Source organism: Vibrio sp. R10-SF1-ISO8, assembly GCF_059833805.1.
In genome coordinates, this window is sequence record NZ_JCBDHL010000021.1 from 525,899 (window position 1) to 551,566 (window position 25,668).

Genomic DNA, 25,668 nt, shown 5'->3' on the forward strand with positions numbered 1-25,668 from the left:
CTTATCAATGTATCAACACCCAGTGATGGGGTTGTTCATTTAACAAGGAGAATAATAATGTTTAAGCCATTGACCCTACTATCTGCATCGATTCTTGCTGTGACCAGTTTTAACGCTGCGGCGAACTGTGATCCGGGCGAGACAGTGATTAAGTTCAGTCACGTAACGAATACAGATAAACACCCGAAAGGTATCGCGGCTTCATTACTGGAAAAACGTGTTAATGAAGAGATGAACGGAAAAGTGTGTATGCAGGTTTTCCCTAACTCGACTCTTTATGATGATAACAAGGTTCTAGAAGCACTACTCAACGGCGACGTGCAACTTGCTGCCCCTTCTCTATCAAAGTTTGAAAAGTTCACCAAGAAATACCGTATTTTCGACCTGCCATTCCTATTTGAAGACGTAGAAGCCGTTGACCGTTTCCAAAACTCTCAGGCTGGTGAAAAGCTGAAAAACGCAATGCGCCGCCGTGGTCTGCAAGGTCTAGCGTTCTGGCACAATGGTATGAAGCAGATGTCAGCGAACAAGCCGCTAATCTCTCCTGATGACGCAAAAGGTCTTAAGTTCCGTGTACAAGCCTCTGACGTACTGGTTGCTCAATTTGAACAGCTTGGTGCTAACCCACAGAAAATGTCGTTTAAAGAAGTATACGGTGGCTTACAGACTAAAGTCATCGATGGACAAGAGAACACTTGGTCAAACATTTATGGTAAGAAGTTCTTCGAGGTTCAAGACGGTATTACCGAAACGAACCACGGTATTCTCGATTACCTAGTGGTGACGTCTAAAGACTTCTGGAAAGGTCTACCGGATGACCAGCGTAAGCAGCTAAACAAGATCATCCAAGAAGTGACTGAAACGCGTAACTCTGAGTCTTCACGAGTTAACCTAGCGAACAAAAACAACATCATCGAAGCTGGTGGTGAAGTTCGTACGCTAACACCAGAGCAACGTCAGCAGTGGGTGACTGCGCTTCAACCAGTTTGGAAGAAGTTTGAAAAAGACATTGGCTCTGACCTCATTGAAGCGGCTCTAGCTTCAAACAAATAATAACTAAAACCTAGAAAAACATTGGCCCTCTTGTCGGGAGGAGGGCCTTTCTTTACCTGCGATATAGTGAAGTAACTTATGGAACAGTCAATTTTTGCCAGAATTGGGAAGGTGACAGACGCAATTGAAGAGACATTGATTGCGTTCTTTTTGGGAGCAATGACCTTGCTCACGTTCGCCAACGTTGTATTTAGATATGTCTTTAACGACAACATTTTATGGGCACTGGAGCTTACCGTGTTCATGTTTGCTTGGATGGTTCTTGTCGGCGCTTCTTACGGTGTTAAAAAGCATTTTCACATCGGTGTCGATGTGGTGATTAACCTTGCTCCAGAGCAACTACGTAAAATCTATGCCTTGATTGCTGCGGCATGTTGTTTGGCTTTCTCAGTTCTGCTGTTGATTGGTTCATGGAACTACTGGTATCCGTTTGCAACCGAGCGCGCTTGGTATGAAACAGACGATATTCCAATGCCAGAAATGCTGCAATTCCTTGCTGATTGGCTCAATGAAGGTGAACGTTACGAAAAAATGCCGCGCTTTATTCCTTATATGGCGCTGCCGATTGGCATGGCGCTACTCACATTCCGTTTTGCTCAAATTACGCTACAAATCATCTCAGGTAAGTTGGACCGCTTAATTGCTGGTCATGAAGCGGAAGAAGAGTTAGAAGCGCTAAAAGAAGAGCTCAAGGATGCTGGTGAAGCGATGGAGCCGAAGAACAACAATAACCAGAACAAGGAAAGCTAAACCATGGAAATCTTATTCTTATTCGTCATGGTGATTGGTTTTATGCTTGTTGGCGTGCCAATCGCAATTTCACTGGGCCTATCAAGTATTGTCTTTTTGATGATGCATTCAGATGCGTCGTTAGCCTCTGTCGCTCAAACTCTATTTAATGCCTTTGCTGGGCACTACACCTTATTGGCAATCCCGTTTTTCATTCTCGCTTCAAGCTTTATGTCTACCGGTGGGGTAGCAAAACGTATTATTCGTTTCGCTATCGCAATGGTGGGGTGGTTCCGCGGCGGTCTAGCCATGGCTTCGGTTGTGGCGTGTATGATGTTCGCCGCGCTATCTGGTTCATCACCTGCAACGGTAGTGGCCATCGGTAGTATCGTTATCGCTGGTATGATCAAAAACGGCTATTCAAAGGATTTTGCGGCTGGGGTTATTTGTAACGCTGGTACATTGGGTATCTTGATCCCGCCTTCAATCGTAATGGTTGTCTACGCCGCGGCGACGGATGTGTCTGTAGGGCGTATGTTCCTTGGTGGTGTGATTCCTGGTCTTCTTGCAGGTGTGATGTTGATGATTGCCATTTACATTGCAGCACGCGTAAAGAATCTACCTAAACAGCCATTCGTTGGTTGGGGAGAAATGTTTGCAGCGGCAAAAGATGCGAGCTGGGGTCTATTGCTGGTGGTTATCATCCTCGGTGGTATCTATGGCGGTATCTTTACCCCAACCGAAGCGGCAGCAGTAGCCGCTGTGTACTCTTTCCTTATCGCCAACTTTATCTACAAAGATATGGGGCCGTTTGCCGATAAGAAAAACACCAAACCTGCATTAGTGAAAATCTTCCAAGCGTTTGTCCATAAAGACACAAAGCATACCTTGTATGAAGCAGGTAAGCTGACCATCATGCTGCTGTTTATCATTGCTAACGCTCTGATTCTAAAGCATGTACTAACGGAAGAGCGCATTCCACAAATGATCACCGAGTCTATGCTATCAGCAGGTCTTGGCCCGATTACCTTCTTGATTGTGGTTAACGTTCTATTACTGATTGGCGGTCAGTTCATGGAGCCATCGGGTCTGTTGATTATCGTTGCACCTTTAGTGTTCCCGATCGCTATCGCGCTCGGTATCGACCCAATCCACTTAGGTATCATGATGGTGGTGAACATGGAGATAGGTATGATTACTCCTCCGGTCGGGCTCAACCTATTTGTGACCGCTGGGGTAGCCAAGATGTCGATGATGCAAGTGGTTAAAGCTGCACTGCCTTGGGTAGCGGTGATGTTCCTCTTCCTCATTATCGTGACATACGTGCCTTGGGTTTCGACATGGCTTCCGACCACACTGATGGGACCAGAGATCATAACCAAGTAACTGAATAACGTAATCAACATAAAAAGCCCCAGATAGGCAGTTATCTGGGGCTTTTGTTTTTAGGACATTTCTATTTATGGACAGTGGAGTTAACAAGACAGCAACTCCATTCATCACTTCCGTTTGATGAGTTCAATATATGAAATGTGAAATGAACAAAAGGTGAACAGATTATTCACCTTTATAGTTGCTCTTATCTAAGCCATATTTTTGCATTTTATCGTACAGGGTTTTGCGGGCAAGTTGCAAATGATCCATCGTCTTCTTAATGCTGCCTTCATTCTGATTGAGTGCTTGTTCAATCAAGCTTTTCTCAAATTCGGCAACTTGTTGGGCTAAGCCTAACTCTCGGTTGCTATTCTCCGCGCCATCAGAACCAAACTGAGATAGCCTGCCAAGCAGCACAAACCGTTCGGCTGCGTTTCTTAGCTCGCGTACATTGCCCGGCCAGTCATGGCTCATGAGTTGATGAATTTGCTGAGATTCAATCGCTGGCGCTGACTTACCGTAGCGCGAAGCTGCAACCAATAAAAAGTGGTGAAATAGAGTAGGGATATCCTCTTTGCGTTGTCGCAACGGTGGTAAATCTAGGGTGACAACATTGAGTCGATAGTAGAGGTCTTCACGAAATGTCCCTTGTTCGGCGGCTTGTTTTAAGTCGACCTTAGTGGCTGCGATGACGCGAATATCAATCGGGATAAGTTCATTGGAGCCAACTCTCTCTATAACACGCTCTTGCAATACGCGTAACAAACGAATTTGCGCTTGCAGAGGCATAGACTCGATTTCGTCTAAGAACAGTGTTCCCCCTTGAGCATGCTCAAATTTACCGACGCGTTTAACATCGGCTCCTGTAAAGGCGCCTTTTTCGTGACCATAGAGTTCACTTTCAATCAAATTTTCTGGCACCGCACCACAGTTGATGGCGACAAAGTTGTTATCTCTACGTGGGCTTTGCTCATGAATAGATCGAGCGAAGAGCTCTTTACCGGTTCCCGTTTCTCCAAACAGCAGGATGTCCGCATTGGTGTCAGAGATATGAACTATGGTATCGCGCAGAGCTTGAATCGAGGGCGTATCACCAATAATCCTAGGACCAAGCGTTTGACTCGCTTTCAGGCTACGTTTGAGCTCTTGGTTCTCAATCGTTAAGTCTCGCTTCTCCAATGCTCGGCGTGTTGTATCAATCAGGCGATCGATTGGAAATGGCTTCTCGATAAAGTCATAGGCTCCGTTTCTCAGAGCATTTACCGCCATTGAAATATCACCGTGCCCAGTGATGAGTATTACAGGAATATCGGGGTCTTGATGCAAAATACTCGATAAAATGTTTTCCCCGGAAAGTCCGGGCAAACAGATATCCGTGATCACTACTTTTGGCAAACCGTCTTGCTTAATTGCGAGCAGCGCTTCTTCGGCACTTGCAAAAAAGCGCGCTGGAATTTCTTCTAGTTCAAAACTCTGCTCTATCGCTAAACGAATATCACTTTCGTCATCAATGAAGATTACATCATACATCTGCATTCCTCGTTATTCCTTAATTGGCAGAGAGATAGTGAATCGCGCCCCGCCCATTGGGGACGTCGAGACCTTGAGTGTGCCACCCATAGCTTGGGTGATCTGCTGCGAAATCGACAGCCCTAGACCCAATCCGTTTTTCTTAGTGGTATAGAAAGGTTCGAACAGTGCTTGTTGTTTATCACTATCAATACCAGGGCCATTGTCATCAACAAAAATGGACAGCCGCTTTTCATCTACTGAGGTAGAAATGGCGACCTGACGCTGTGCTTGGTCTTCGACAGCTTGCATTGCATTGGTCATCAGATTGATAAGAACTTGCTCGAATTGAATAGGATTCAGCTCTACCTCAGGTAAAGGTTGATTGAGTTGAGTCTCAAGCGCAACTTGCTTGGATTTAAATTGTGGAGCCAATAGCTCTTTGGCGGCGACAATCAGCGGAACAGCATCGAGTTGATTGACCTCATTACTGTCGCTTTTGCGTGCAAACGAACGAAGCTGACTACTGATTTTTGCCATACGATCAGTAAGTGCCGAGATTCGCAATAAGTTATCGTCGACACGATCATACTTATCTCTTTCCAAAAAGCGTCGGCCATTGTCAGCAAAACTACGGATTGCCGCGAGAGGATTGTTCAGCTCATGGCTAATACTGGCCGACATTTGGCCAAGTACGGCGAGCTTGGCCGCTTGAATCAGTTCATCTTGAGTTTGGCGTAAAGCGTACTCAGTTTTCGTGCGCTCATTGATCTCGGCTTGCAGCTCTGAAGTCCGCTCCATGACCAAGAATTCCAGTTTTTGCTTTGCCTCTGACTGCAATTGTTCGAATTGGCGTTTCTTAAGCTGGCGTTGATAAGTGAGCTGAAGTGAAAGGTAAGCAATGACAAACAATAGTGTCACAACCAATGAAAAGCTTAACGTTGACCAAAGTAAGGTCACCTTAGGAGTTAGTACACGTAAAGTCAGGTCGTGCTTAGCGAGTGGGCGTGATGACACTAAGTATGAGTTTTCGAAGCCAGAAGCAAGCGGGTTACTAAGCTCGGTATGAGGCAAATCCAACTCGCCATCTAAGCCAAACGAACGTATGGGAGAATCCAAATATTGGCGACTGTTTAGGATGGACTGTCGTTGTGCTTCTGATAACGTCGTCAGGCTTTTAAACAACCAATCATCATTGCTCGACATGAAGATTACGTTGTAGCTGTCGGTGGCGACAAAGGTGTTGGTTCTGTTTTGCCAGTTAGCTTCGATAGCGGTGAGATCCATTTTGATAACGATAACGCCGATGATCTCTGCGGCATAAGTCACCGGGTAAGAAAAGTAATACCCTCTCTGTTTCGAACTGGAGCCTAACGCGAAATACTGACTAGGTTTACCTTGAATAGCATTGGAAAAATAAGGGCGCCAAGCATAGTTACGGCCAAGAAACGAACGCTCAAGATTCCAGTTGCTTGAAGCGATGGTGTTGCCGAATTCGTCTAACAAGTACGCATCTGTCGACTGAATGGTTTCGTTGACTTGCTCCAGGTAGCGATTGGTAAGCTCTATTTGAGCGCTATTGTGTGGGTGTTTCAGCGCTGCGATCAGCTCCTTATCTTTGGCTATCAGCTGAGGAAGGTGAGCGTACTTATCGAGCTTGCTTGAAATAAATTCTGCAAAACGTTCAAGCTGCTCTTTGTGTCTCGAAAATTGGTGGCTTTCGCTTGAATTCCATATCCAGCTCGAACCGACAAGAACGATGAACAGGTAGAGTATGAGCAGATAAAACTTGCTGCGCCTGAACGTTAACATCACTTTTCCTGTGAAACTTCCTTAAACATCCATAGCGTAAAGGTTTTTGTTACAAATGTGTGTACTCTGCGCGGCAAACTGAGGGATAAAACCGGACTTAGATCTTGTTTTGATCTTTAAATGAAAAAAAACATTAGTTTCTCTTGAAAAAGGCATTAATGTCCCCATTTCTGGAAACAAAGACTGCTTTATTGATGTTTTTTTTAGCAGTTAAGTGAGTTTTTAGGGTAATCCCGCAGTGATCGTGGGGATCGGCTCGACAGCTACCGATCTGCTCGGTAGAATGCTGCGTCTAAATTTTTATCCTGAGGCTAATCGGAGATACCTTTACCGGACTAGATTCTAAACAGCTAGCTCGAAAGGATATCGCTAATTAGTCCGATGATTGAATTGCTCGATTATCGATACTCGATTTACAAGAGTACTCATAGAGTACAAACAAGGATGGGTCCTTTCTATATTGAATAGGGCACATACGCTCAGTTATCTGAGCCAGTTTTGAGGTTAATGAATAATGCAAGTTACTGTTGAAACGCTAGAGGGCCTAGAGCGCCGTCTAAACATTACTGTTCCTGCTGCAAACATCGAAGATGCTGTTACTGCAGAACTACGCAACATCGCAAAAAACCGTCGTTTCGATGGTTTCCGTAAAGGCAAAGTGCCTCTAAAAATGGTTGCGAAGATGTACGGCAAAGCAGTACGTCAAGACGTAATGGGTGAAGTAATGCAACGTCACTTCATCGAAGCGATCGTTAAAGAGAAAATCAACCCAGCAGGCGCACCAACTTTCGCTCCAGTTGAGACTAAAGAAGGTGAAGACCTAGTATTCAACGCAACTTTTGAAGTTTACCCAGAAGTTGAGCTAAAAGGCCTAGAGAACATCACTGTTGAAAAACCAACAACTGAAGTTCAAGACGCTGACGTTGAAGAGATGATCGAGACTCTACGTAAGCAACAAGCTGGTTGGGTTGAAGTAGAAGAAGCTGCTGAAGAAGGCAAGCGTGCTACTATCGATTTCGTTGGTTCTATCGACGGTGAAGAGTTTGAAGGCGGTAAAGCTGAGAACTTCCCTCTAGAAATGGGCGCAGGTCGTATGATCCCTGGTTTTGAAGACGGTATCGCAGGTAAAACTGCTGGTATGGAATTCGAAATCGACGTAACTTTCCCAGAAGATTACCACGCAGAGAACCTAAAAGGTAAAGCTGCTAAATTCGCTATCAAAGTAAACAAAGTTGAAGCGCGTGAGCTTCCAGAGCTAAACGACGAGTTCGTTTCTAAGTTCGGTGTTGCTGAAGGTGGCGTTGACGCTCTTAAAGCTGAAGTTCGTAAGAACATGGAGCGTGAGCTTAAGCAAGCTGTTAAGAACCGCATCAAAGAGCAAGCGCTTGACGGTCTAGTTAAAGAAAACGAAATCGACGTACCAGCTGCACTTATCGATCAAGAAATCGGTACTCTACGTCAGCAAGCTGCACAACGTTTCGGTGGCAACCCAGAAGCAGCAGAGCAGCTTCCACGTGAGCTATTCGAAGAGCAAGCTAAGCGTCGCGTAGTAGTAGGTCTTCTACTAGGTGAAGTAATCAAGTCTGAAGAGCTAAAAGCTGACGATGAGAAAGTGAAAGCACTTATCGAAGAAATGGCTACTGCATACGAAGATCCAACAGAAGTTGTTGCTTACTACGAGCAAAACGAGCAGATGATGAACAACATGCGTAACGTTGCTCTAGAAGAGCAAGCTATTGATGCAATCATCGCTAAAGCTCAGGTTTCTGAAACAGAAGTTAGCTTCAACGAGCTAATGAACCAGCAGCCAGCAGCGTAATAAGCAATAAAGTGCTTACAAGGTTGACTTAGCGTTAACTATTCTGCTAACAATGGTCCGTATGATAAGTATCATCCGGGCCATTTATTTTAGGGACATAAGAATATGAGCTACCAAGAAAAAAATGCAATGTCGCCAATCCTAAACGCGCTAGTACCAATGGTGGTTGAACAAACTTCCCGAGGTGAGCGTTCTTACGATATTTATTCTCGTTTGCTTAAGGAACGTATCATCTTTCTGACAGGCCAAGTGGAAGACCAAATGGCTAACCTAGTTGTCGCTCAGCTGCTATTCCTAGAGTCAGAAAATCCTGACAAAGATATCTTCCTATACATCAACTCTCCGGGCGGTAGCGTGACAGCGGGTATGTCCATCTACGACACCATGCAGTACATCAAGCCAAACGTAAGCACAGTATGTATGGGACAAGCTTGCTCTATGGGTGCATTCCTCCTTGCTGGTGGTGCTCCTGGTAAGCGTCATGTACTGCCAAACTCTCGTGTAATGATTCACCAACCGCTAGGTGGCTTCCAAGGTCAAGCATCGGATATTCAGATCCATGCTCAAGAAATTCTGACTATTAAGCAGAAGCTAAACAAGTTGCTTGCAGAGCACACTGGTCAGCCGCTAGAAGTTATCGAGCGTGATACCGACCGCGACAACTTTATGTCGTCAGATCAAGCGGTAGAGTACGGTTTGGTTGACTCAGTTTTAACTCATCACCAAGAGTAATACCATATCGCCAAAAGATGCAGGCGAAATTTGGTCAAAATTGATATAAACTCAAAGCAAGACAGTGAAAGCTAATAAGAGGTTAGCGAATGACAGATAAAAGCAAAGAGAGCGGTAGTAGTAAGCTTCTTTACTGCTCTTTCTGCGGCAAGAGCCAGCACGAAGTTCGCAAGTTAATCGCTGGTCCGTCAGTCTACATTTGTGATGAATGTGTCGATCTATGTAACGACATCATCCGTGAAGAAATCAAAGATGTTCTACCGAAAAAACAATCTGAAGCACTACCTGTGCCAAGAGAGATTCGTGAACACCTTGACGACTATGTGATTGGCCAAGATTACGCTAAGAAAGTGTTAGCAGTAGCCGTTTATAACCACTATAAGCGTTTACGTAATGGGGACACCACCAGTGAAGGTGTAGAGCTTGGTAAGAGTAACATTCTACTCATTGGTCCTACTGGTAGTGGTAAAACGCTACTAGCAGAGACGCTAGCTCGTTTCCTAGACGTTCCATTTACAATGGCTGATGCGACAACGCTAACTGAAGCGGGTTATGTTGGTGAAGACGTTGAAAACATCATTCAAAAGCTTCTTCAAAAATGTGACTACGACGTAGCGAAAGCAGAGCGCGGCATCGTTTACATCGATGAAATCGATAAGATTTCTCGTAAAGCTGAGAACCCATCTATTACACGTGATGTGTCAGGTGAAGGTGTTCAGCAAGCGTTGCTGAAATTGATTGAAGGTACGGTTGCTTCAGTACCGCCACAAGGTGGTCGTAAGCATCCACAGCAAGAGTTCCTACAAGTAGATACTTCTAAGATTCTATTTATTTGTGGTGGTGCATTTGCTGGCCTAGATAAAGTGATTGAACAACGTGTTGCGACAGGTACGGGTATCGGCTTTGGTGCAGATATTCGCTCTAAAGACGAAACACGCACTATTGGTGAGCTGTTCTCTCAAGTTGAGCCAGAAGATCTTGTTAAGTACGGCCTGATTCCTGAGTTCATTGGTCGTCTACCAGTTACGACGACGCTAACTGAACTTGATGAAGACGCACTGATTCAAATCTTATGTGAGCCTAAGAACGCGCTAACTAAGCAGTATGCAGCGTTGTTTGAGCTTGAAGATTCTGAGCTAGAGTTCCGTGAAGATGCGCTACGTGCGATTGCTAAGAAAGCAATGGAACGTAAAACAGGTGCTCGTGGTCTACGTTCAATTCTTGAAGGCGTTCTACTTGAAACCATGTATGAACTGCCATCAATGGATGACGTAAGCAAGGTTGTGATTGATGAGTCAGTAATTAAGGGTGAATCTGATCCACTGCTTATTTACAGCAACTCTGACAACCAAGCAGCAGGTGCAGAATCATAATCTGATTCACATAAATTAATGTACGTAGAAAGGGGGTAATCAATTACTCCCTTTTTTTTATTCTTTCATTGAATCCAACCAATTAGCCCCCATATACTGCTCATAGGACAAAGCGGAAGAGAGAAGAATATGAACTTGGAACGTTCCGAACGTATCGAGATCCCCGTACTACCTCTACGAGATGTAGTCGTTTACCCGCATATGGTTATTCCATTGTTTGTTGGACGTGAAAAATCTATTGCTTGCCTAGAAGCGGCAATGGACAACAACAAGCAAGTATTGTTGGTAGCCCAAAAAGAAGCGGACACTGATGAACCAACTCAAGCGGACTTATTTGAAGTTGGTACCGTAGCGACCATCCTGCAACTACTGAAACTCCCTGACGGCACGGTTAAAGTGCTGGTAGAAGGTCAGCAGCGCGCGAAAATAAACCACTTTATTGAAAACGAATTTTTCTTTGCTGACGCAGAGTATCTAACCACATCTGAGTTAGATGAACGTGAGCAAGAAGTTATTGTGCGCAGCGCTATCAACCAATTTGAAGGCTTCATTAAGCTCAACAAGAAGATTCCGCCAGAAGTTCTGACTTCGCTAAACGGAATTGATGAAGCTGCTCGTCTCGCTGATACCATTGCCGCGCATATGCCGCTTAAATTGGCAGAAAAGCAAAATGTGCTTGAGATTCTAGACGTAACAGAGCGTCTTGAGTTCCTAATGGGACAGATGGAATCTGAAATTGACTTGCTTCAAGTTGAAAAGCGCATCCGTACTCGCGTTAAAAAGCAGATGGAAAAATCTCAGCGTGAGTACTATCTGAATGAGCAAATGAAGGCAATTCAGAAAGAGCTAGGTGAAAGCGAAGATGGCGTTGATGAGTTTGAAACTCTGAAGCAGAAAATCGTTGATTCTAAGATGCCGCAAGAAGCGCGTGAGAAGACAGAGCAAGAGCTACAAAAGCTGAAAATGATGTCTCCTATGTCGGCAGAAGCGACGGTTGTACGTGGCTATATCGACTGGATGCTTGGCGTACCTTGGGCAAAACGTTCTAAAGTTAAGAAAAATCTAGCCAAAGCCGAAGAGGTTCTAAACGAAGACCATTACGGCCTAGAGCGTGTTAAAGAACGTATCCTTGAGTACTTAGCGGTTCAAAACCGTATCAACAAGTTGAAAGGTCCGATCCTATGTCTTGTTGGTCCTCCTGGTGTAGGTAAAACTTCACTTGGTCGCTCTATTGCGGCAGCGACAGGTCGTCAATACACGCGTATGGCATTGGGTGGCGTACGTGATGAAGCGGAAATCCGTGGTCACCGCCGTACTTACATTGGTTCAATGCCAGGTAAGCTTATCCAGAAAATGTCCAAAGTCGGTGTGAAAAACCCGTTATTCCTACTGGACGAAATCGATAAGATGTCTTCAGACATGCGTGGCGACCCATCGTCTGCATTACTAGAAGTTCTCGATCCAGAGCAGAACAATGCGTTTAACGATCACTATCTAGAAGTGGATTACGACCTGTCTGACGTTATGTTTGTCGCAACGTCTAACTCAATGAACATCCCAGGCCCACTACTAGACCGCATGGAAGTGATTCGTCTATCTGGCTATACAGAAGATGAAAAACTGAATATCGCTAAGCGCCACTTAGTTGAGAAGCAAATTAAGCGCAATGGTCTTAAAGTTGGCGAGATAGATATCGAAGACTCGGCAATTATCGGCATTATCCGTTACTACACGCGAGAAGCGGGTGTACGTAGCCTAGAGCGTGAGATTTCTAAGATCTGTCGTAAAGCAGTGAAGAACATCCTGCTGGATAAAGATCTTAAGAGCGTGACTGTGACGATGGACAACCTGAAAGAATACTTGGGTGTGCAGCGTTTTGATTACGGCAAAGCTGACGACAGCAACCGCATTGGTCAAGTTACAGGTCTTGCTTGGACGGAAGTCGGCGGTGACCTACTGACGATTGAAACTGAAGCCATGCCGGGTAAAGGTAAGCTAACGCAAACCGGTTCTCTAGGCGATGTGATGCAAGAGTCGATTCAAGCCGCAATGACAGTGGTCCGTTCGCGCGCTGAGAAACTGGGCATTAACTCAGATTTCTATGAAAAACGCGATATTCACGTCCACGTGCCGGAAGGTGCGACACCAAAAGATGGCCCAAGTGCAGGTATTGCGATGTGTACCGCCCTTGTTTCAAGCTTAACGGGCAACCCTGTAAAAGCCGAAGTGGCGATGACGGGTGAAATTACTCTGCGTGGTGAAGTTCTTCCGATCGGTGGCTTGAAAGAAAAACTGCTCGCAGCACACCGTGGTGGCATCAAAACGGTACTGATTCCGAAAGACAATGAACGTGATCTGGAAGAGATTCCTGATAATGTTATTGCAGATCTGAAGGTTATTCCGGTGCAATGGATCGATGAAGTATTGAAAGTTGCATTAGAAAAAGAGCCGTCAGGTGTCGAGTTTGCAGCCGTAAAATAGTGATGTGCAGCAAAAATAAGTAAAAGATTACGCTGATAAGCATAAAAAGGCTTGTCAGCGTTTTTTTTGGGCGCTAACTTTAGCGACTATAGCTTCAAGCCTTGTAATATAAGGGTTCGTCGCTAATTTGAAATGAAATGGAACGTAAAGCCACCGACAAAAATAAAATCAGGTGGCACAAAGGGGAATCACAGTGAATAAAACACAATTAGTAGAAAAAATCGCAGAAAATGCAGATCTATCAAAAGCGTCTGCTGGTCGTGCTCTAGACGCATTCATCGAAGCAGTAGGTGACACTCTACAGTCTGGTGACCAAGTTGCTCTAGTTGGCTTTGGTACATTCAGCGTACGTACTCGTGCAGCGCGCACAGGTCGTAACCCTAAGACTGGTGAAGAGATCCAAATCGCAGAAGCTAAAGTTCCTGCGTTCAAAGCTGGTAAAGCTCTGAAAGACTCTTGTAACTAATCAAAAAATCGCCAGTTAGGCGGATTTTTTCGAACCTTTTTAAATTATGCGCATCATACTGATGCGCATTTCTTTTTCTGGTATTATCGCGCTATTCAATTTTTATTTTAATGAAGTGTATCGTACACAGCTGTAGGGCTTAAGTACGGTGCATAAGCGGAGAGTAGTTTAAGTATGATGGACCGATTACGCGAAGGCGTTAACAGCATCGCGGTTAAAATTATCCTAGGACTTATCATCCTATCTTTCGTATTTGCAGGTGTGGGCAGCTACATTGTTGGTGGTTCAAACAACTCAGCAGCGAAAGTAGGCAATGTGGAAATTGGTCGTGGTGAGTTTGAACAAGCTTACCAAAACGAACGTAATCGTATGCAAGCGCAATTGGGCGATTACTTCTCAAACCTACTGGCTGACCCAAGCTATGTAGAATCTTTCCGTAAATCTGTTCTTGACCGCATGGTGAATGACTTACTTCTAGAGCAACATGCAGAGTCACTAGGCTTGCGTGTCAGTGATACGCAAGTGCGCAGCCTGATTCTAGAAATGCCTCAGTTCCAAGTTGACGGTAAGTTCGACCAAGACATTTATCAAACTGCTCTTCGTCGTGCAGGCTTTTCGGCAGAGAGTTTTGCTGAGTACCTACGTCGTGACCTAGTTCGTAATCAGCTACTGACAGCAATTCAAGGCAGTGATTTTTCTCTACCGGGTGAAGTTGAAGCGCAAAGCAAGCTGCTGACTCAAACTCGTGACATCAAAAAAGTGACGCTATCTCTCGCGGATTTTGCAGCGAAAGCAGAGTTATCTGAAGAAGAGATTAAAGACTACTACAAACAAAACCCTGAGCGTTATACGCGTCCAGAGCAAGTGAAAGTAGCCTACATTGAGCTGTCAGCGCAGCAGCTTAAAGATTCGATTGAAATCTCAGATGAGCAAGCTAAGCAATACTACCAAGAGCACCTAGATAAGTACTCTTCGGAAGAGCAACGTCGTGTAAGCCATATCCTAGTTGAAGGTAATGACGAAGCGAAAGCTCAAGCAATTCTTGATGAACTTAATGCTGGTGCTGACTTCGCTACGCTTGCGGAAGAGAAATCAGATGACTTTGGAAGTGCCTCTGAAGGTGGTTCTTTAGGTTGGATTGAACGTGATGTGATGGATCCAACGTTTGAAGAAGCGGCGTTTGCTCTGACTAAAGTGGGTGAAACAACTGGTTTAGTTAAGTCTGAGTTCGGTTACCACATCATCAAGCTTGATGAGCTAAAAGATTCTGTCGCTAAGCCTTATCAAGAAGTTGCTGCGGAAATTAAGCAAGAGCTTAAAGATCAGCAAGCGATCGATCAGTACTACGAGCTTCAAAGCGAGCTAGAGAAAGTGGCTTTTGAATACCCAGATTCGCTGGATGATGCGGCTAAAGCTATCAGCGCGAAGATTCAAACAACTGACTTTATTTCAGAGCGTGACGCTCCTGAATTGCTGAAAACGCCTGCAGTACTGCAAGCGATTGTTAGCCCTGAAGTGAAAGAAGATGGCCTAAACTCAGAAGCGATTGAAGTGGCTCCTGAGCATATCGTGGTAGTTCGTGTTGAAGATAGCCGCAATGAAACAGTACTTCCTCTAGAAGATGTTCGTAGTGATGTGGTTAAAGCGCTTGCGAATGTTAAGGGTGAGCAGACGGCTATTGAACTAGCGCAAAATCTGGTTGAAGAACTGAAGCAAGGTAAGCAAGAGCTACTTAGTGAAAATGGTTTGGCTTTTGGTGAAGTAGAAACGCTTGACCGCAGCTCACCACTTGCTGATGTTGTATTCTCAATGACGAAACCAGCAGAAGGTACAGTTGGCTTTGCGCAAGCGAAAGATCTTAATGGTGACATTGTTGTGGTTGAACTGACAAAAGTCGCGTCAGAGTTTGACCCTCAATACAACCAGCAAATCGGTTCTCAATTGACGCAAGTTAATGCTCAGCAAGACCTATCTGGCCTAATCAATATCTTACGCAAGACTATTGATATCGAGTACTACGTTGTGACTCAGTAAGCACAGCTTGTGTAATTGATACATAGCTTAAAACGGACTGCATTAGCAGTCCGTTTTGTTTTCGGTTGCTGCAGATAGGCAGGGTGGCGTTTAAACGTATGCTGAGCGAGTTGATCAATAAACAAGGAGCCCAGTATGCTAAAACAGATCCTTCTCATCGCGGCACTTATGTGTGTCGTGCCGTTCTCTTTCGCCAATGAACCTAAATCCGACCCTAAATATGATGGCATTGAAATTACTGTGAACATAAACACAGCTAGTGCGCAGGAGTTGGCAGATTTACTCAATGGAATTGGAATCAAGAAAGCTCAAGCGATAGTTGAACATCGCGAGCAACATGGTGAGTTTGAGAGTGCAGAATCTTTAACGCAAGTGAAAGGAATTGGCGCAGCAATTGTTGCCAAAAATCAATCTCGGATCCAACTCTAATTTGCTATTTAGTTACGATAGAGCGCATCAGCGCTCTTTTTTCTAATTACTGTCATTCCCGTCTAGAACCTAATAGCGTTTCCCTCTATAATTTGTCGCCGAATTAAGGTCTACGCTTTGAGCGTCGATCTGCAACCAACACGGAGTAAAACATGTCGTCTCATACACCGGTTGTGACCGTTGATGGACCGAGTGGTGCGGGTAAAGGCACTCTTTGTATGCTTTTAGCGAACAAGCTAGGCTTCCACCTATTAGATTCTGGCGCGATTTATCGCGTACTTGCGCTTGCAGCAATTCACCATGGTGTGGACTTAGAGTCAGAAGAAGCGCTTGTTCCGCTTGCAACTCACCTTGATGTTCAATTTGTTGCTGAAGGTGACCTAGTTAAAGTGATCCTTGAAGGAGAAGATGTCTCCGGAGAGCTACGCAAAGAAGAAACCGGTATGGCGGCGTCAAAAGTTGCAGCATTACCGCGAGTGCGCGAGGCTTTATTACGTCGTCAAAGAGCATTCGCTAAAGGACAGGGCTTGATTGCGGACGGTCGTGACATGGGCACGGTTGTTTTCCCTGAGGCTGAAGTTAAAATTTTCTTAGACGCTAGCGCAGAAGAGCGCGCGCAGCGCCGCCTTAAACAGTTGCAAGGCAAAGGGTTAGATGTTAGATTTGACGACCTTTTGCGCGAGATCCAAGAGCGTGACGACCGAGATCGTAACCGCCCAGTGGCTCCATTACGCCCTGCTGAGGATGCGCTTTTGCTGGATTCTACTACGATGAGTATCGACGAAGTGGTAGAAAAAGCACTACAATATATCGAATCGAAGCTAGTCGCTTAGGCGGCTAGGTAAGAGCGTTGGTCGCAAGGATGATGACTGGCGAATTTAATAACCCCACGCGGTAGGACACCCGTGGACGTTTAATTTATTGAAGATTAAATAAATGACTGAATCTTTTGCTCAACTCTTTGAAGAGTTTCTAAACGAGACTGAATTCCAACAAGGTACTATCGTTAAAGGTACTGTAGTAGCTATCGAGAACGGTTTCGTTCTTGTTGACGCTGGTCTAAAGTCTGAGTCTGCAATCCCTGCTGAACAGTTCAAGAACGCTGCTGGCGAACTTGAAGTTGAAGTTGGTTCTGAAGTAGACGTAGCTCTAGACGCTGTAGAAGACGGTTTCGGTGAAACTCAACTTTCTCGTGAGAAAGCGAAGCGTCACGAAGCTTGGATCGTACTTGAGAAGGCTTACGAAGAAGCTGAAACTGTTGTTGGTATCATCAACGGTAAAGTTAAAGGCGGTTTCACTGTTGAACTAAACGGTATCCGTGCTTTCCTTCCAGGTTCTCTAGTAGACGTGCGCCCTATCCGCGACACTGCTCACCTAGAAAACAAAGAGCTAGAGTTCAAAGTTATCAAACTTGACCAGAAGCGTAACAACGTAGTTGTTTCTCGTCGTGCAGTAATCGAGTCTGAGAACAGCGTTGAGCGTGATGAGCTTCTAGAAACTCTACAAGAAGGCGCAGAAGTTAAAGGTATCGTTAAGAACCTTACTGACTACGGTGCATTCGTAGACCTAGGTGGCGTTGACGGCCTACTACACATCACTGACATGGCTTGGAAGCGCGTTAAGCACCCTTCTGAGATCGTTAACGTTGGTGACGAGATCCAAGTTAAAGTTCTTAAGTTCGACCGTGAGCGTACTCGCGTATCACTAGGTCTTAAGCAACTAGGCGAAGATCCATGGGTAGCAATCGCTAAGCGTTACCCAGAAGGTCACAAACTATCTGGTCGCGTTACTAACCTAACTGACTACGGCTGTTTCGTTGAAATCGAAGAAGGCGTTGAAGGTCTAGTACACGTTTCTGAAATGGATTGGACTAACAAGAACATCCACCCATCTAAAGTTGTTAATGTTGGCGACGAAGTTGAGGTTATGGTTCTTGAAATCGACGAAGAGCGTCGTCGTATCTCTCTAGGCCTAAAACAGTGTAAAGCTAACCCATGGCAATCTTTCGCTGAAGCGCAAGCTAAAGGCGACAAAGTTACTGGTAAGATCAAGTCTATCACTGACTTCGGTATCTTCATCGGTCTAGAAGGCGGCATCGACGGTCTAGTTCACCTATCTGACATTTCTTGGAATGTTGCTGGTGAAGAAGCGGTACGTGAGTACAAGAAAGGCGACGAAATCTCTGCAGTAGTACTAGCAGTAGACGCTGAGCGTGAGCGTATCTCTCTAGGCGTTAAGCAAATGGAAAACGACCCATTCAACGCTTACGTTGCTGAGAAGAAGAAAGGCACTCTAGTTAACGGTACTGTTGTTGCTGTTGACGCTAAAGGTGCAACTATCGAGCTTGAAGAAGGCGTAGAAGGTTACATCCGCGCTTCTGAAGTTTCTCGTGACCGCGTAGAAGACGCTTCTCTAATCCTAAGCGCTGGTGACAGTGTTGAAGCTAAGTTCACAGGTGTAGACCGTAAGAACCGCGTAATCAACCTATCTATCAAAGCTAAAGACGAAGCTGAAGAGCAAGAAGCAATGGCTTCACTGAACAAAGCAGACGATGCTTCATTCGGTAACGCTATGGCTGACGCTTTCAAAGCAGCTAAAGGCGAATAATTAAATCGCTTTTAAGAAAAAGGAGCCGAAAGGCTCCTTTTTTATGTTCGAAAGATTACTAGTAGTAATACCAATCTCTTCAAAGTGTTCTAAAAAAAGCAATTTTTCATTACACATATTGCTCAATTATTGTCTAAAATTGAAAGCAAGTGTTTGTTGGAACTGGTATTACTTACTATAATAAGTGATAAATTACTCTACGAGGGCAACTATGACTAAGTCTGAATTGATTGAAAGACTGTGCGCAGAGCAGACGCACCTTTCAGCGAAAGAGATAGAAGATGCTGTAAAAGACATTTTAGAGCATATGGCGTCAACACTGGAAAGTGGCGACAGAATCGAGATTCGTGGCTTTGGTAGCTTCTCTTTACACTTCCGTGAACCTCGTGTCGGGCGTAACCCAAAAACTGGTGACAAAGTGGAGTTGGAAGGCAAATTTGTTCCTCACTTCAAGCCAGGTAAAGAGTTGCGAGAGCGCGTCAATATCGGCTAGATATTTGTAAAAGACTGATAAAAAAGCGGCATACAAAGCGTATGCCGCTTTTTTATCATTGGAATTACAGAGATAACCATGGTTTGTTTGTAGCTTTTACTGCATAATCGTATCGGCAGAACTTATCTTAGGTGATGGACTATGAAAATTATAAAAATCGTTCTTGTACTGGCCCTATTTTTAATTGCATTGGCATTAGGCTCTCAGAATCAGGCAGTCGTTAATTTTAACTATCTAATTGCGCAAGGTGACTTCCATCTGTCTACGCTGCTTGGTGGCGTCTTTATTGGTGGCTTCGCAGTAGCATGGATAATTTTCGGCAGTTTGCACCTTAAATCTAAGTTGCAGGTGCGTAAACTGAAGAAGCAGCTTAATAAGTTATCTCCGTCAGTGAGTGAAGCAAGCCAAGGTAAAGCTTAAAGTTGTATTAGGTAGGCTGTTACTTGATGTTAGAAATTCTCTTCTTGTTATTGCCAATTGCTGCCGCTTACGGTTGGTATATGGGTAATCGAAGTGCCCAGCAAGACAAGCAGAAACAATCAAACCAAATATCACGTCAGTATGTGACGGGTTTGAACCTTCTTTTGTCAGATCAATCTGACAAAGCTGTTGATCACTTTATCGAACTTCTTCAAGTTGATAATGAAACGATTGATACTCACTTAGCGCTAGGCAACCTATTTCGTTCTAGAGGCGAAGTCGATCGCGCCATTCGTATCCACCAAAATCTAATCTCCCGATCTGGGTTAACAATTGACCAAAAAAATATTGCTTTACAGCAACTTGCTAAAGATTACATGGCATCAGGTTTTCTTGATCGCGCTGAAAAAATCTTTGAGCAGTTGGTTGACGAGCCCGATCATCGTGAAGCGGCTTTGCAGCAGTTGGTAGCGATTTATCAGCAGACACGTGAGTGGAACAAAGCTATCCACTATGCCTCCTTGCTCGTTAAGATGGGGCGCAAGCGAATGCGAACCAGTATTGGCCATTTTTGGTGCGAACTTGCAATGCAAGAAAAAGCAGATGGCAATCATGCAGTAGCGATGCAAAACTTCAAGCGAGCTTTGTCTGAAGATCCAAAGTGTGTCCGTGCCAGTATTGCTTTAGGTAAGTTGTATCTTGATGACGAAGATTACAACAATACCATCAAGTATATGGAGATGGTGTTAGAGCAAGATAGTGACTTTGTTAGCGAAGTTTTGCCTACTTTAGCTGAGTGCTACCATCATCTAGGCCAAGAAGATGAGTTACTAAATTTCTTGCGCCAGTGTATCGTTAACAAGGCGGGTGTATCGGCCGAACTCATGCTTGCTCAACTTGTGGCGCAACATGATGGCGCTGGTGCTGCTCAAGAGTTATTGACTCGCCAACTGGTCAAAAACCCGACCATGAAAGGCTTTTACCGCTTAATGGACTATCATTTAGCGGAAGCTGAAGAGGGTAGAGCGAAGGCCAGCCTTGGCACGTTGCAGAAACTGGTCGGGGAACAGCTTAAGGTTAAGCCTCACTATCGATGTCGTAAGTGCGGTTTTTCGACCCATTCCATGTATTGGCATTGTCCTTCATGTAAAGGGTGGGGGACGATCAAGCCAATCCGAGGATTGGATGGTGAATAGTTTTTATGGGGTAATCCCATCACAAAATGGCAGCGGTGATCCCGCTGCTTTTTTTCGATTTGTTTAAAGTAAGTTAGGAGATGAAATGATCGACCAAAAAGTAATAGTTGCACTTGATTATGATAACCAAGCTGATGCACTCGCTTTTGTTGATAGAATTGACCCAAGCTCATGCCGACTCAAAGTAGGTAAAGAGATGTTTACGCTATTTGGTCCTGATTTCGTCAAAGAATTGCACAAGCGCGGCTTTTCAGTGTTCTTAGATCTTAAGTTTCACGATATTCCAAACACTTGCTCTAAAGCGGTACGCGCTGCTGCAGAGCTAGGTGTATGGATGGTAAACGTACATGCCAGTGGTGGCGAGCGCATGATGACGGCATCTCGTGAGATTCTTGAGCCTTATGGTAAAGATCGTCCGCTACTTATTGGTGTGACAGTGTTAACCAGTATGGAACAGAGCGACTTAGCCGGAATAGGTCTAAACATCGCTCCACAAGAGCAAGTTATCCGCCTAGCAAACCTGACAAAAAACTCTGGCTTAGACGGTGTGGTTTGTTCTGCGCAGGAGTCCTCTATGCTTAAGAACGAGCTAGGTAAAGAGTTTAAACTCGTAACCCCAGGGATTCGCCCAGCAGGTGCAGCGGTAGGTGACCAGAAGCGTGTTATGACGCCAGTTGATGCGATTCAAGCGGGATCTGACTATCTTGTTATTGGCCGTCCGATTACTCAGGCCGCTGAACCAGCAGCGGTATTGGCAGACATTAACGCGACTCTCGTGTAACCCCTTTCTAAAGCCAGCGTTCGCTGGCTTTTTTGTACCCTCTATCTCTATTCGAATAACAATTTGCTGATCTTTATCTCAATCTTATTACTCGCGCTGTCTACAAGTCCAGATATGATCTTTAATCAATATTATGAATGAGTTGCAGTGTAGTCATACGTATAAGCGTAACTTTAGAGAAGGAGTTTGATTAATGGCAGATACGTTAGTCGCATCAGTGGGCAGTGAAGCTTTAGGTGGCGCTGTCACGAAAAAAATGACGGTTGGAGATGTTGCGAAAGTCAAAGCTGAAGTTTTAAAAAGAATCAACCAATCCGCTCATCTTTCGCAAGGGTTTCGCCTTGTCAATCAAACCGAATATCAGTCGAGCTTGGCTGAGTTGCGTGCCCAGCTAAAGTCTAAGAGCTTCCAACAGACGGAAGAAGGCAAAATGTGCAAACTCATGCACGATATCCTTACAGACGATGCTCATTTAGTGGAGTACCTAGATGAAGACCTATCTCAGTACCTAGAAACCAATGCAGCAGGTAAACAGGTATTGAATACTAAGGCAATGGATTTCCATGGCAAAAACCAAGTTGCCAATGCCAAACTGAAACGTAAGCAACTATTTTTGATGTTTAAAGAGATAATCCAAGCACAGGTCGAGCTCAATACATTCGCCGAAAGGCTGAAAGTGGCATTTGGTGCAGAGGTGAGTTTCCCTCCCGGTGCTTACGGAGGAATTAAAAGCTATAGCGGAGCATTAGCGAAAATCACCACACGAGTACGAGCAAATGATGTCGGAGATTTGAAAGACTGCGCGCGCATCACAGTCAAAGTAAAAAGATTTCGTGACCTTCAGAGTGCCAAGTTGTTTATTTGTGGTACGGAAGAATTTCAAGCGGTCGCTACTCACCAAAAAGCGCTGAAAGATCGCTATCAGCTAGCGCGAGGGGGCAGTAATCTAGAACAACACAATGTAGCTCCTGATAGCAGTGGCTACAAAGATATTAAGTTTTTCTTAAAAATGAGTAACGGACAGATTGCAGAACTCCAACTCAATATTCCCGGCATGCTGATTGCGAAGAAGAAGGCACACATCGTTTACGATATAGCGCGAACCAACCAAGACTCTTTTGATAATCGCCAACAGTTCGAGGTCGTAAGCCAAGAAGTGATTGATAAAGTTAAGAAGAAAATGGATGAAGATTGGTTCCAGTTTATCCGCTCTAAGTTAGATGGTGTCGATAACGATGCTAACTGTGTTGAAGCCATGATGGATGTTTTGAAAAGTAAGGGTACCCTGGTGGTTGAGCCAAAACACGCAGAAGCACTCAACCGGATCAGCAAGAAGCTTTATGCGGCTGGATTAGGCGAAGCATTACTCGATACTTAATGCCAATTAGAATTAACGACAAAAGGATGCTGACAAGCATCCTTTTTTAGTCTGGTGAGGCAAGCGTTAAGCTGGAACTCCGCTATGAAATTTAAAGTCGCTGTCAGGTGAAGCAATCAAGTCAGCTTCTAGTTTACCGAAGTAGTCAACGCGTTCACTGATATCTTCACCGGCGATGTCTTCAGCAAGTGTGAGATAGTCTTGATAGTGCCTAGCCTCTGAGCGTAATAGGGATACGTAGAATTTAGCGATGTCTTCATCCATATGTGGTGCCAGCTTGGCAAAGCGTTCGCATGAACGAGCTTCTATGTAGGCGCCGATAATAAGCTTATCAATCAGGGTTTGTGGCTCGTGAGTAGCCATCTTAGCGATCAAGCCTTTGGCATAACGGCTAGCTTGAACTGGCTCATAGGCGATATTTCTGTTGTCCATGATTTCGAGCACCTGATAGAAGTGGTGGAGCTCTTCTTTGATCAACAAAACCATTTTATCGATCAGATCTTGGCTATATGGCGAGTCAGATTTCGCCATTATCGCTTTAGAGATATTGCTCTTACCTTTGAGCGTTTCTAGGCTGCCCGTCTTGCGATAAGCAAAGTCTTCATAGGGTTTAAACCAATCAAGTAGGCTATGCGCGCTTTGTTTATCTACTGCGTACTTGCGAATCAGGTACATGGCTGACTGACCTGCCTTAAGCTCACACAGCAAATGGTCAATCAAAACGACTTTAAGGTTTTCAGGCTTGCGAGCTTCTTCTACCCATTTATCTGGCGTTGAGCACTGTAGGAAACCATTAATCGGTTCCAGTAAGCTTTGATATTGTTCTAGTTCAATCATCGTGTTTTACAGCTTATTTAAAAACAAAAGGCCGCAATTGCGACCTTTTTAGATAGGTTGAGTGGGATTATATTACCACTTTTTCTTTTCGCCAAAGAGCGCATCCATATCGTCTTTGCGTTGATCTTCTTCAATTTGATGAAGCTCTTCAGCATTGCGACTTTGACGTTTTGTTTCAAGCTCATCGTACATGGTCTGTAGCTTCTCGCGAGCTTGTGTTGAGTAGCTATCATTCTTGGTACTTAACGCATCAAGACCTTTTTTCAGCAACTGAATAGCGGTACCAGGCTGACCACGAACGATAGCATCATTGGAACGCTTAATGACGTTCTCTATATTGATGCGAATCTGAATGGTTTCTAGTCGAGCATTCTCAGCAACATACGCTTGAGTTTCGAAGCGACCTTTGTTGTGTTCGCTGCGAATAGTATCGCGCAAGCGCTTAACCAACTTGAGCATAACAATCGCTTGCTTATCACTTGACGGAACTTTGAAGGTCGCACTTTCGCCACCTTTGAAATTCTCTTCAAGCTGCTTAATTTGTTGCTTTACGTGTTCAACTCGTTGTTCTAATTGCTTATTTTTCGGGTCGAGTTCGTGCATACTCTGTAGTGCGTCTAGAATACGGGTATTGAGACACATCAGTAGCTCTTTACTGTAAGGCATGTGATGTGCATGCCCAATGAGTTCTTCGGTCGCATCTATGATCTGTAAGTAGCGTGAACTTTCCTGTTTTCGTGCTGTTTCAGCTTTAACTTTATACTGGAGCATAATGTTATAGCCAAGGATCAAGACGAGTAAGATGGCAACTAAAGCTATGATTAAACCAATATTCATAAATTCCGTATCTTATGTTTTTTAATGGCTAGCAGATAAGCATACACGATTCCGCTAAGCTACTGCACCTGTTTTGTATTATCGCCCAATTGATAAATTTTATTAATGAAAACTCGGATTGAAAAGCTCATTCTGAGTAATTGATTGCAAAATGGGCAATCAAGCGCAAAAACAGCCTGTATTTCCTTACCTTAATCGCGATTGGACTATCAATTTAAACCTATTGGCGTTATAACTAAATATTATAAACTATATTTGCTCACTATGGGGCGTCGATAAGGGATTGCGAGGTCGAGAATGAAATTACAACAATTGAAGTATATTGTTGAGGTTGTTAATCATAACCTAAATGTATCAGCAACCGCAGAGAGCTTATATACCTCGCAACCGGGTATCAGTAAACAAGTACGTTTATTGGAAGATGAACTTGGTATTCAAATCTTTGAACGTAGTGGTAAACATTTAACCCAAGTGACCAGTGCAGGGCAAGATATTATTCGTATCTCCCAAGAGATCTTAGCTCGTGTAGAAAGCATTAAAGCGGTTGCAGGTGAGCATACTCACCCAGAGATGGGCACTCTCAATATTTCGACCACTCACACTCAAGCTCGTTACGCCTTACCAGATGTGATTAAAGGCTTTACTGCGCGCTATCCAAAAGTATCGCTGCACATGCACCAAGGTACGCCTTCGCAAATGTCTGAGGCCATTGCGAAAGGGACGGCAAACTTTGCTATCGCGACAGAAGCGCTGCACTTGTATCAAGACGCCATTATGTTGCCTTGTTACCACTGGAATCGTTCAATCGTTGTACCTAAGTCACACCCATTGGCGCAAAAAGAGAAAGTCACGATTCAAGATTTAGCCAGCTACCCGCTTGTCACCTACGTATTTGGCTTTACCGGCCGCTCTGAGCTTGATACTGCCTTTAATAAATATGGCCTAACGCCGCGAGTGGTGTTTACTGCCACTGACGCTGACGTGATTAAAACCTACGTGCGCATGGGAATTGGTGTTGGTGTCATTGCGAGTATGGCGATTGACCAAGAACAAGACACTGATTTAGTCGCGATAGATGCAAGTCATATATTTGGTGCGAGTACAACAAGCATTGGCTTTAGGCGCGGTACTTTCTTGCGTTCTTACATGTTTGACTTTATGGAGCGATTTGCCCCTCACTTGACTCGACCTGTGGTAGAGCAAGCTTTATCACTTAAATCAAACGCCGAAATTGAAGAGATGTTTAAAGACATCGATCTACCGGTACGCTAGCATCTCGATTGGCTTCCCTCTAAAATACCCATTCAG

General features: G+C 44.5%; 22 protein-coding genes. 18 read left to right on the forward strand and 4 right to left on the reverse strand.

Annotation, left to right across the window (positions count from 1 at the left end; translation table 11 throughout):
• Positions 1–57 precede the first annotated feature (57 nt).
• From AC6R00_RS20535 to AC6R00_RS20545, 3 genes are all read left to right on the forward strand, one after another.
• A complete protein-coding gene (locus AC6R00_RS20535) occupies positions 58–1,053 on the forward strand; it encodes a TRAP transporter substrate-binding protein (protein WP_004748532.1) in 996 nt (331 codons plus the stop codon).
• A gap of 78 nt (positions 1,054–1,131) precedes the next feature.
• Positions 1,132–1,803 (forward strand): TRAP transporter small permease, encoded by a 672-nt coding sequence (locus AC6R00_RS20540; protein ID WP_500641737.1) that lies wholly within the window; start codon positions 1,132–1,134, stop codon positions 1,801–1,803.
• A 3-nt stretch (positions 1,804–1,806) separates the two neighbouring features.
• Positions 1,807–3,168 carry a TRAP transporter large permease gene (locus AC6R00_RS20545; RefSeq protein ID WP_171321070.1) on the forward strand — a complete coding sequence of 454 codons (1,362 nt, stop codon included), beginning with the start codon at positions 1,807–1,809 and terminating at the stop codon, positions 3,166–3,168.
• A gap of 171 nt (positions 3,169–3,339) precedes the next feature.
• On the opposite strand, the gene AC6R00_RS20550 is transcribed toward AC6R00_RS20545, so the two are convergent.
• Together AC6R00_RS20550 and AC6R00_RS20555 are read right to left on the reverse strand one after the other, a co-directional pair.
• Entirely contained in the window at positions 3,340–4,686 is a 1,347-nt protein-coding gene (locus tag AC6R00_RS20550; RefSeq protein ID WP_239852126.1) for a sigma-54-dependent transcriptional regulator, read from the reverse strand.
• Between the two features lie 12 nt (positions 4,687–4,698).
• Positions 4,699–6,477, reverse strand: coding sequence for a sensor histidine kinase (locus tag AC6R00_RS20555; protein ID WP_500641738.1), 1,779 nt, complete (start codon positions 6,475–6,477; stop codon positions 4,699–4,701).
• A gap of 514 nt (positions 6,478–6,991) precedes the next feature.
• Here AC6R00_RS20555 and tig point away from each other — a divergent pair.
• The 14 genes from tig (at position 6,992) to AC6R00_RS20625 (ending at position 22,686) form a co-directional block, all read left to right on the forward strand.
• Positions 6,992–8,296: a trigger factor gene (gene tig, locus AC6R00_RS20560; protein WP_239852130.1), complete on the forward strand. Its 1,305-nt coding sequence runs from the start codon at positions 6,992–6,994 to the stop codon at positions 8,294–8,296.
• A 105-nt stretch (positions 8,297–8,401) separates the two neighbouring features.
• On the forward strand, positions 8,402–9,028 hold the full coding sequence (gene clpP / locus AC6R00_RS20565) for an ATP-dependent Clp endopeptidase proteolytic subunit ClpP (RefSeq protein WP_239825371.1): 627 nt from the start codon (positions 8,402–8,404) through the stop codon (positions 9,026–9,028).
• Positions 9,029–9,117: 89 nt separating this feature from the next.
• The gene (gene clpX / locus AC6R00_RS20570) at positions 9,118–10,401 is read left to right on the forward strand and encodes an ATP-dependent protease ATP-binding subunit ClpX (RefSeq protein ID WP_004748541.1); all 1,284 of its coding nucleotides are present in this window, start codon (positions 9,118–9,120) and stop codon (positions 10,399–10,401) included.
• Between the two features lie 129 nt (positions 10,402–10,530).
• Entirely contained in the window at positions 10,531–12,882 is a 2,352-nt protein-coding gene (lon, locus tag AC6R00_RS20575) for an endopeptidase La (protein WP_500641739.1), read from the forward strand.
• Positions 12,883–13,075: 193 nt separating this feature from the next.
• Complete coding sequence (gene hbs / locus AC6R00_RS20580) at positions 13,076–13,348, forward strand: non-specific DNA-binding protein Hbs (RefSeq protein WP_004414742.1); 273 nt, start codon at positions 13,076–13,078, stop codon at positions 13,346–13,348.
• A gap of 174 nt (positions 13,349–13,522) precedes the next feature.
• Positions 13,523–15,382: a peptidylprolyl isomerase gene (ppiD, locus tag AC6R00_RS20585; RefSeq protein WP_500641740.1), complete on the forward strand. Its 1,860-nt coding sequence runs from the start codon at positions 13,523–13,525 to the stop codon at positions 15,380–15,382.
• A 135-nt stretch (positions 15,383–15,517) separates the two neighbouring features.
• Positions 15,518–15,811: a ComEA family DNA-binding protein gene (locus AC6R00_RS20590; protein WP_500641741.1), complete on the forward strand. Its 294-nt coding sequence runs from the start codon at positions 15,518–15,520 to the stop codon at positions 15,809–15,811.
• Between the two features lie 152 nt (positions 15,812–15,963).
• Complete coding sequence (gene cmk / locus AC6R00_RS20595; RefSeq protein ID WP_500641742.1) at positions 15,964–16,644, forward strand: (d)CMP kinase; 681 nt, start codon at positions 15,964–15,966, stop codon at positions 16,642–16,644.
• Between the two features lie 103 nt (positions 16,645–16,747).
• Positions 16,748–18,418 carry a 30S ribosomal protein S1 gene (gene rpsA / locus AC6R00_RS20600; RefSeq protein WP_004748546.1) on the forward strand — a complete coding sequence of 557 codons (1,671 nt, stop codon included), beginning with the start codon at positions 16,748–16,750 and terminating at the stop codon, positions 18,416–18,418.
• 211 nt (positions 18,419–18,629) lie between these two features.
• On the forward strand, positions 18,630–18,911 hold the full coding sequence (ihfB, locus tag AC6R00_RS20605) for an integration host factor subunit beta (protein WP_006881264.1): 282 nt from the start codon (positions 18,630–18,632) through the stop codon (positions 18,909–18,911).
• A gap of 141 nt (positions 18,912–19,052) precedes the next feature.
• Positions 19,053–19,331, forward strand: coding sequence for a LapA family protein (locus AC6R00_RS20610; protein ID WP_004743675.1), 279 nt, complete (start codon positions 19,053–19,055; stop codon positions 19,329–19,331).
• Between the two features lie 26 nt (positions 19,332–19,357).
• Positions 19,358–20,527 (forward strand): lipopolysaccharide assembly protein LapB, encoded by a 1,170-nt coding sequence (lapB, locus tag AC6R00_RS20615; RefSeq protein ID WP_500641743.1) that lies wholly within the window; start codon positions 19,358–19,360, stop codon positions 20,525–20,527.
• 85 nt (positions 20,528–20,612) lie between these two features.
• On the forward strand, positions 20,613–21,308 hold the full coding sequence (pyrF, locus tag AC6R00_RS20620) for an orotidine-5'-phosphate decarboxylase (RefSeq protein ID WP_500641744.1): 696 nt from the start codon (positions 20,613–20,615) through the stop codon (positions 21,306–21,308).
• 193 nt (positions 21,309–21,501) lie between these two features.
• Positions 21,502–22,686: a hypothetical protein gene (locus AC6R00_RS20625; RefSeq protein WP_500641745.1), complete on the forward strand. Its 1,185-nt coding sequence runs from the start codon at positions 21,502–21,504 to the stop codon at positions 22,684–22,686.
• Positions 22,687–22,752: 66 nt separating this feature from the next.
• Here AC6R00_RS20625 and miaE read toward each other — a convergent pair whose 3' ends face one another.
• Together miaE and AC6R00_RS20635 are read right to left on the reverse strand one after the other, a co-directional pair.
• Positions 22,753–23,523 (reverse strand): tRNA isopentenyl-2-thiomethyl-A-37 hydroxylase MiaE, encoded by a 771-nt coding sequence (gene miaE, locus AC6R00_RS20630; RefSeq protein ID WP_500641746.1) that lies wholly within the window; start codon positions 23,521–23,523, stop codon positions 22,753–22,755.
• Between the two features lie 72 nt (positions 23,524–23,595).
• A complete protein-coding gene (locus AC6R00_RS20635; RefSeq protein ID WP_004743671.1) occupies positions 23,596–24,360 on the reverse strand; it encodes a hypothetical protein in 765 nt (254 codons plus the stop codon).
• A 297-nt stretch (positions 24,361–24,657) separates the two neighbouring features.
• Here AC6R00_RS20635 and cysB point away from each other — a divergent pair, with 297 nt between their 5' ends.
• Positions 24,658–25,632 carry an HTH-type transcriptional regulator CysB gene (gene cysB, locus AC6R00_RS20640; protein ID WP_004749651.1) on the forward strand — a complete coding sequence of 325 codons (975 nt, stop codon included), beginning with the start codon at positions 24,658–24,660 and terminating at the stop codon, positions 25,630–25,632.
• Positions 25,633–25,668 lie beyond the last annotated feature (36 nt).

Bases quoted from the DNA above. Each gene is read 5' to 3' on its own strand.
- AC6R00_RS20545 (WP_171321070.1), top strand. From the start codon at position 1,807: ATGGAAATCTTATTCTTATTCGTCATGGTGATTGGTTTTATGCTTGTT.
- miaE (WP_500641746.1), bottom strand. From the start codon at position 23,523: ATGATTGAACTAGAACAATATCAAAGCTTACTGGAACCGATTAATGGT.
- ppiD (WP_500641740.1), top strand. From the start codon at position 13,523: ATGATGGACCGATTACGCGAAGGCGTTAACAGCATCGCGGTTAAAATT.
- ihfB (WP_006881264.1), top strand. From the start codon at position 18,630: ATGACTAAGTCTGAATTGATTGAAAGACTGTGCGCAGAGCAGACGCAC.
- AC6R00_RS20635 (WP_004743671.1), bottom strand. From the start codon at position 24,360: ATGAATATTGGTTTAATCATAGCTTTAGTTGCCATCTTACTCGTCTTG.
- AC6R00_RS20535 (WP_004748532.1), top strand. From the start codon at position 58: ATGTTTAAGCCATTGACCCTACTATCTGCATCGATTCTTGCTGTGACC.
- pyrF (WP_500641744.1), top strand. From the start codon at position 20,613: ATGATCGACCAAAAAGTAATAGTTGCACTTGATTATGATAACCAAGCT.
- AC6R00_RS20625 (WP_500641745.1), top strand. From the start codon at position 21,502: ATGGCAGATACGTTAGTCGCATCAGTGGGCAGTGAAGCTTTAGGTGGC.
- AC6R00_RS20550 (WP_239852126.1), bottom strand. From the start codon at position 4,686: ATGTATGATGTAATCTTCATTGATGACGAAAGTGATATTCGTTTAGCG.
- AC6R00_RS20555 (WP_500641738.1), bottom strand. From the start codon at position 6,477: ATGTTAACGTTCAGGCGCAGCAAGTTTTATCTGCTCATACTCTACCTG.
- cysB (WP_004749651.1), top strand. From the start codon at position 24,658: ATGAAATTACAACAATTGAAGTATATTGTTGAGGTTGTTAATCATAAC.
- lon (WP_500641739.1), top strand. From the start codon at position 10,531: ATGAACTTGGAACGTTCCGAACGTATCGAGATCCCCGTACTACCTCTA.
- AC6R00_RS20590 (WP_500641741.1), top strand. From the start codon at position 15,518: ATGCTAAAACAGATCCTTCTCATCGCGGCACTTATGTGTGTCGTGCCG.
- lapB (WP_500641743.1), top strand. From the start codon at position 19,358: ATGTTAGAAATTCTCTTCTTGTTATTGCCAATTGCTGCCGCTTACGGT.
- rpsA (WP_004748546.1), top strand. From the start codon at position 16,748: ATGACTGAATCTTTTGCTCAACTCTTTGAAGAGTTTCTAAACGAGACT.
- AC6R00_RS20540 (WP_500641737.1), top strand. From the start codon at position 1,132: ATGGAACAGTCAATTTTTGCCAGAATTGGGAAGGTGACAGACGCAATT.
- cmk (WP_500641742.1), top strand. From the start codon at position 15,964: ATGTCGTCTCATACACCGGTTGTGACCGTTGATGGACCGAGTGGTGCG.
- clpX (WP_004748541.1), top strand. From the start codon at position 9,118: ATGACAGATAAAAGCAAAGAGAGCGGTAGTAGTAAGCTTCTTTACTGC.
- AC6R00_RS20610 (WP_004743675.1), top strand. From the start codon at position 19,053: ATGAAAATTATAAAAATCGTTCTTGTACTGGCCCTATTTTTAATTGCA.
- tig (WP_239852130.1), top strand. From the start codon at position 6,992: ATGCAAGTTACTGTTGAAACGCTAGAGGGCCTAGAGCGCCGTCTAAAC.
- clpP (WP_239825371.1), top strand. From the start codon at position 8,402: ATGAGCTACCAAGAAAAAAATGCAATGTCGCCAATCCTAAACGCGCTA.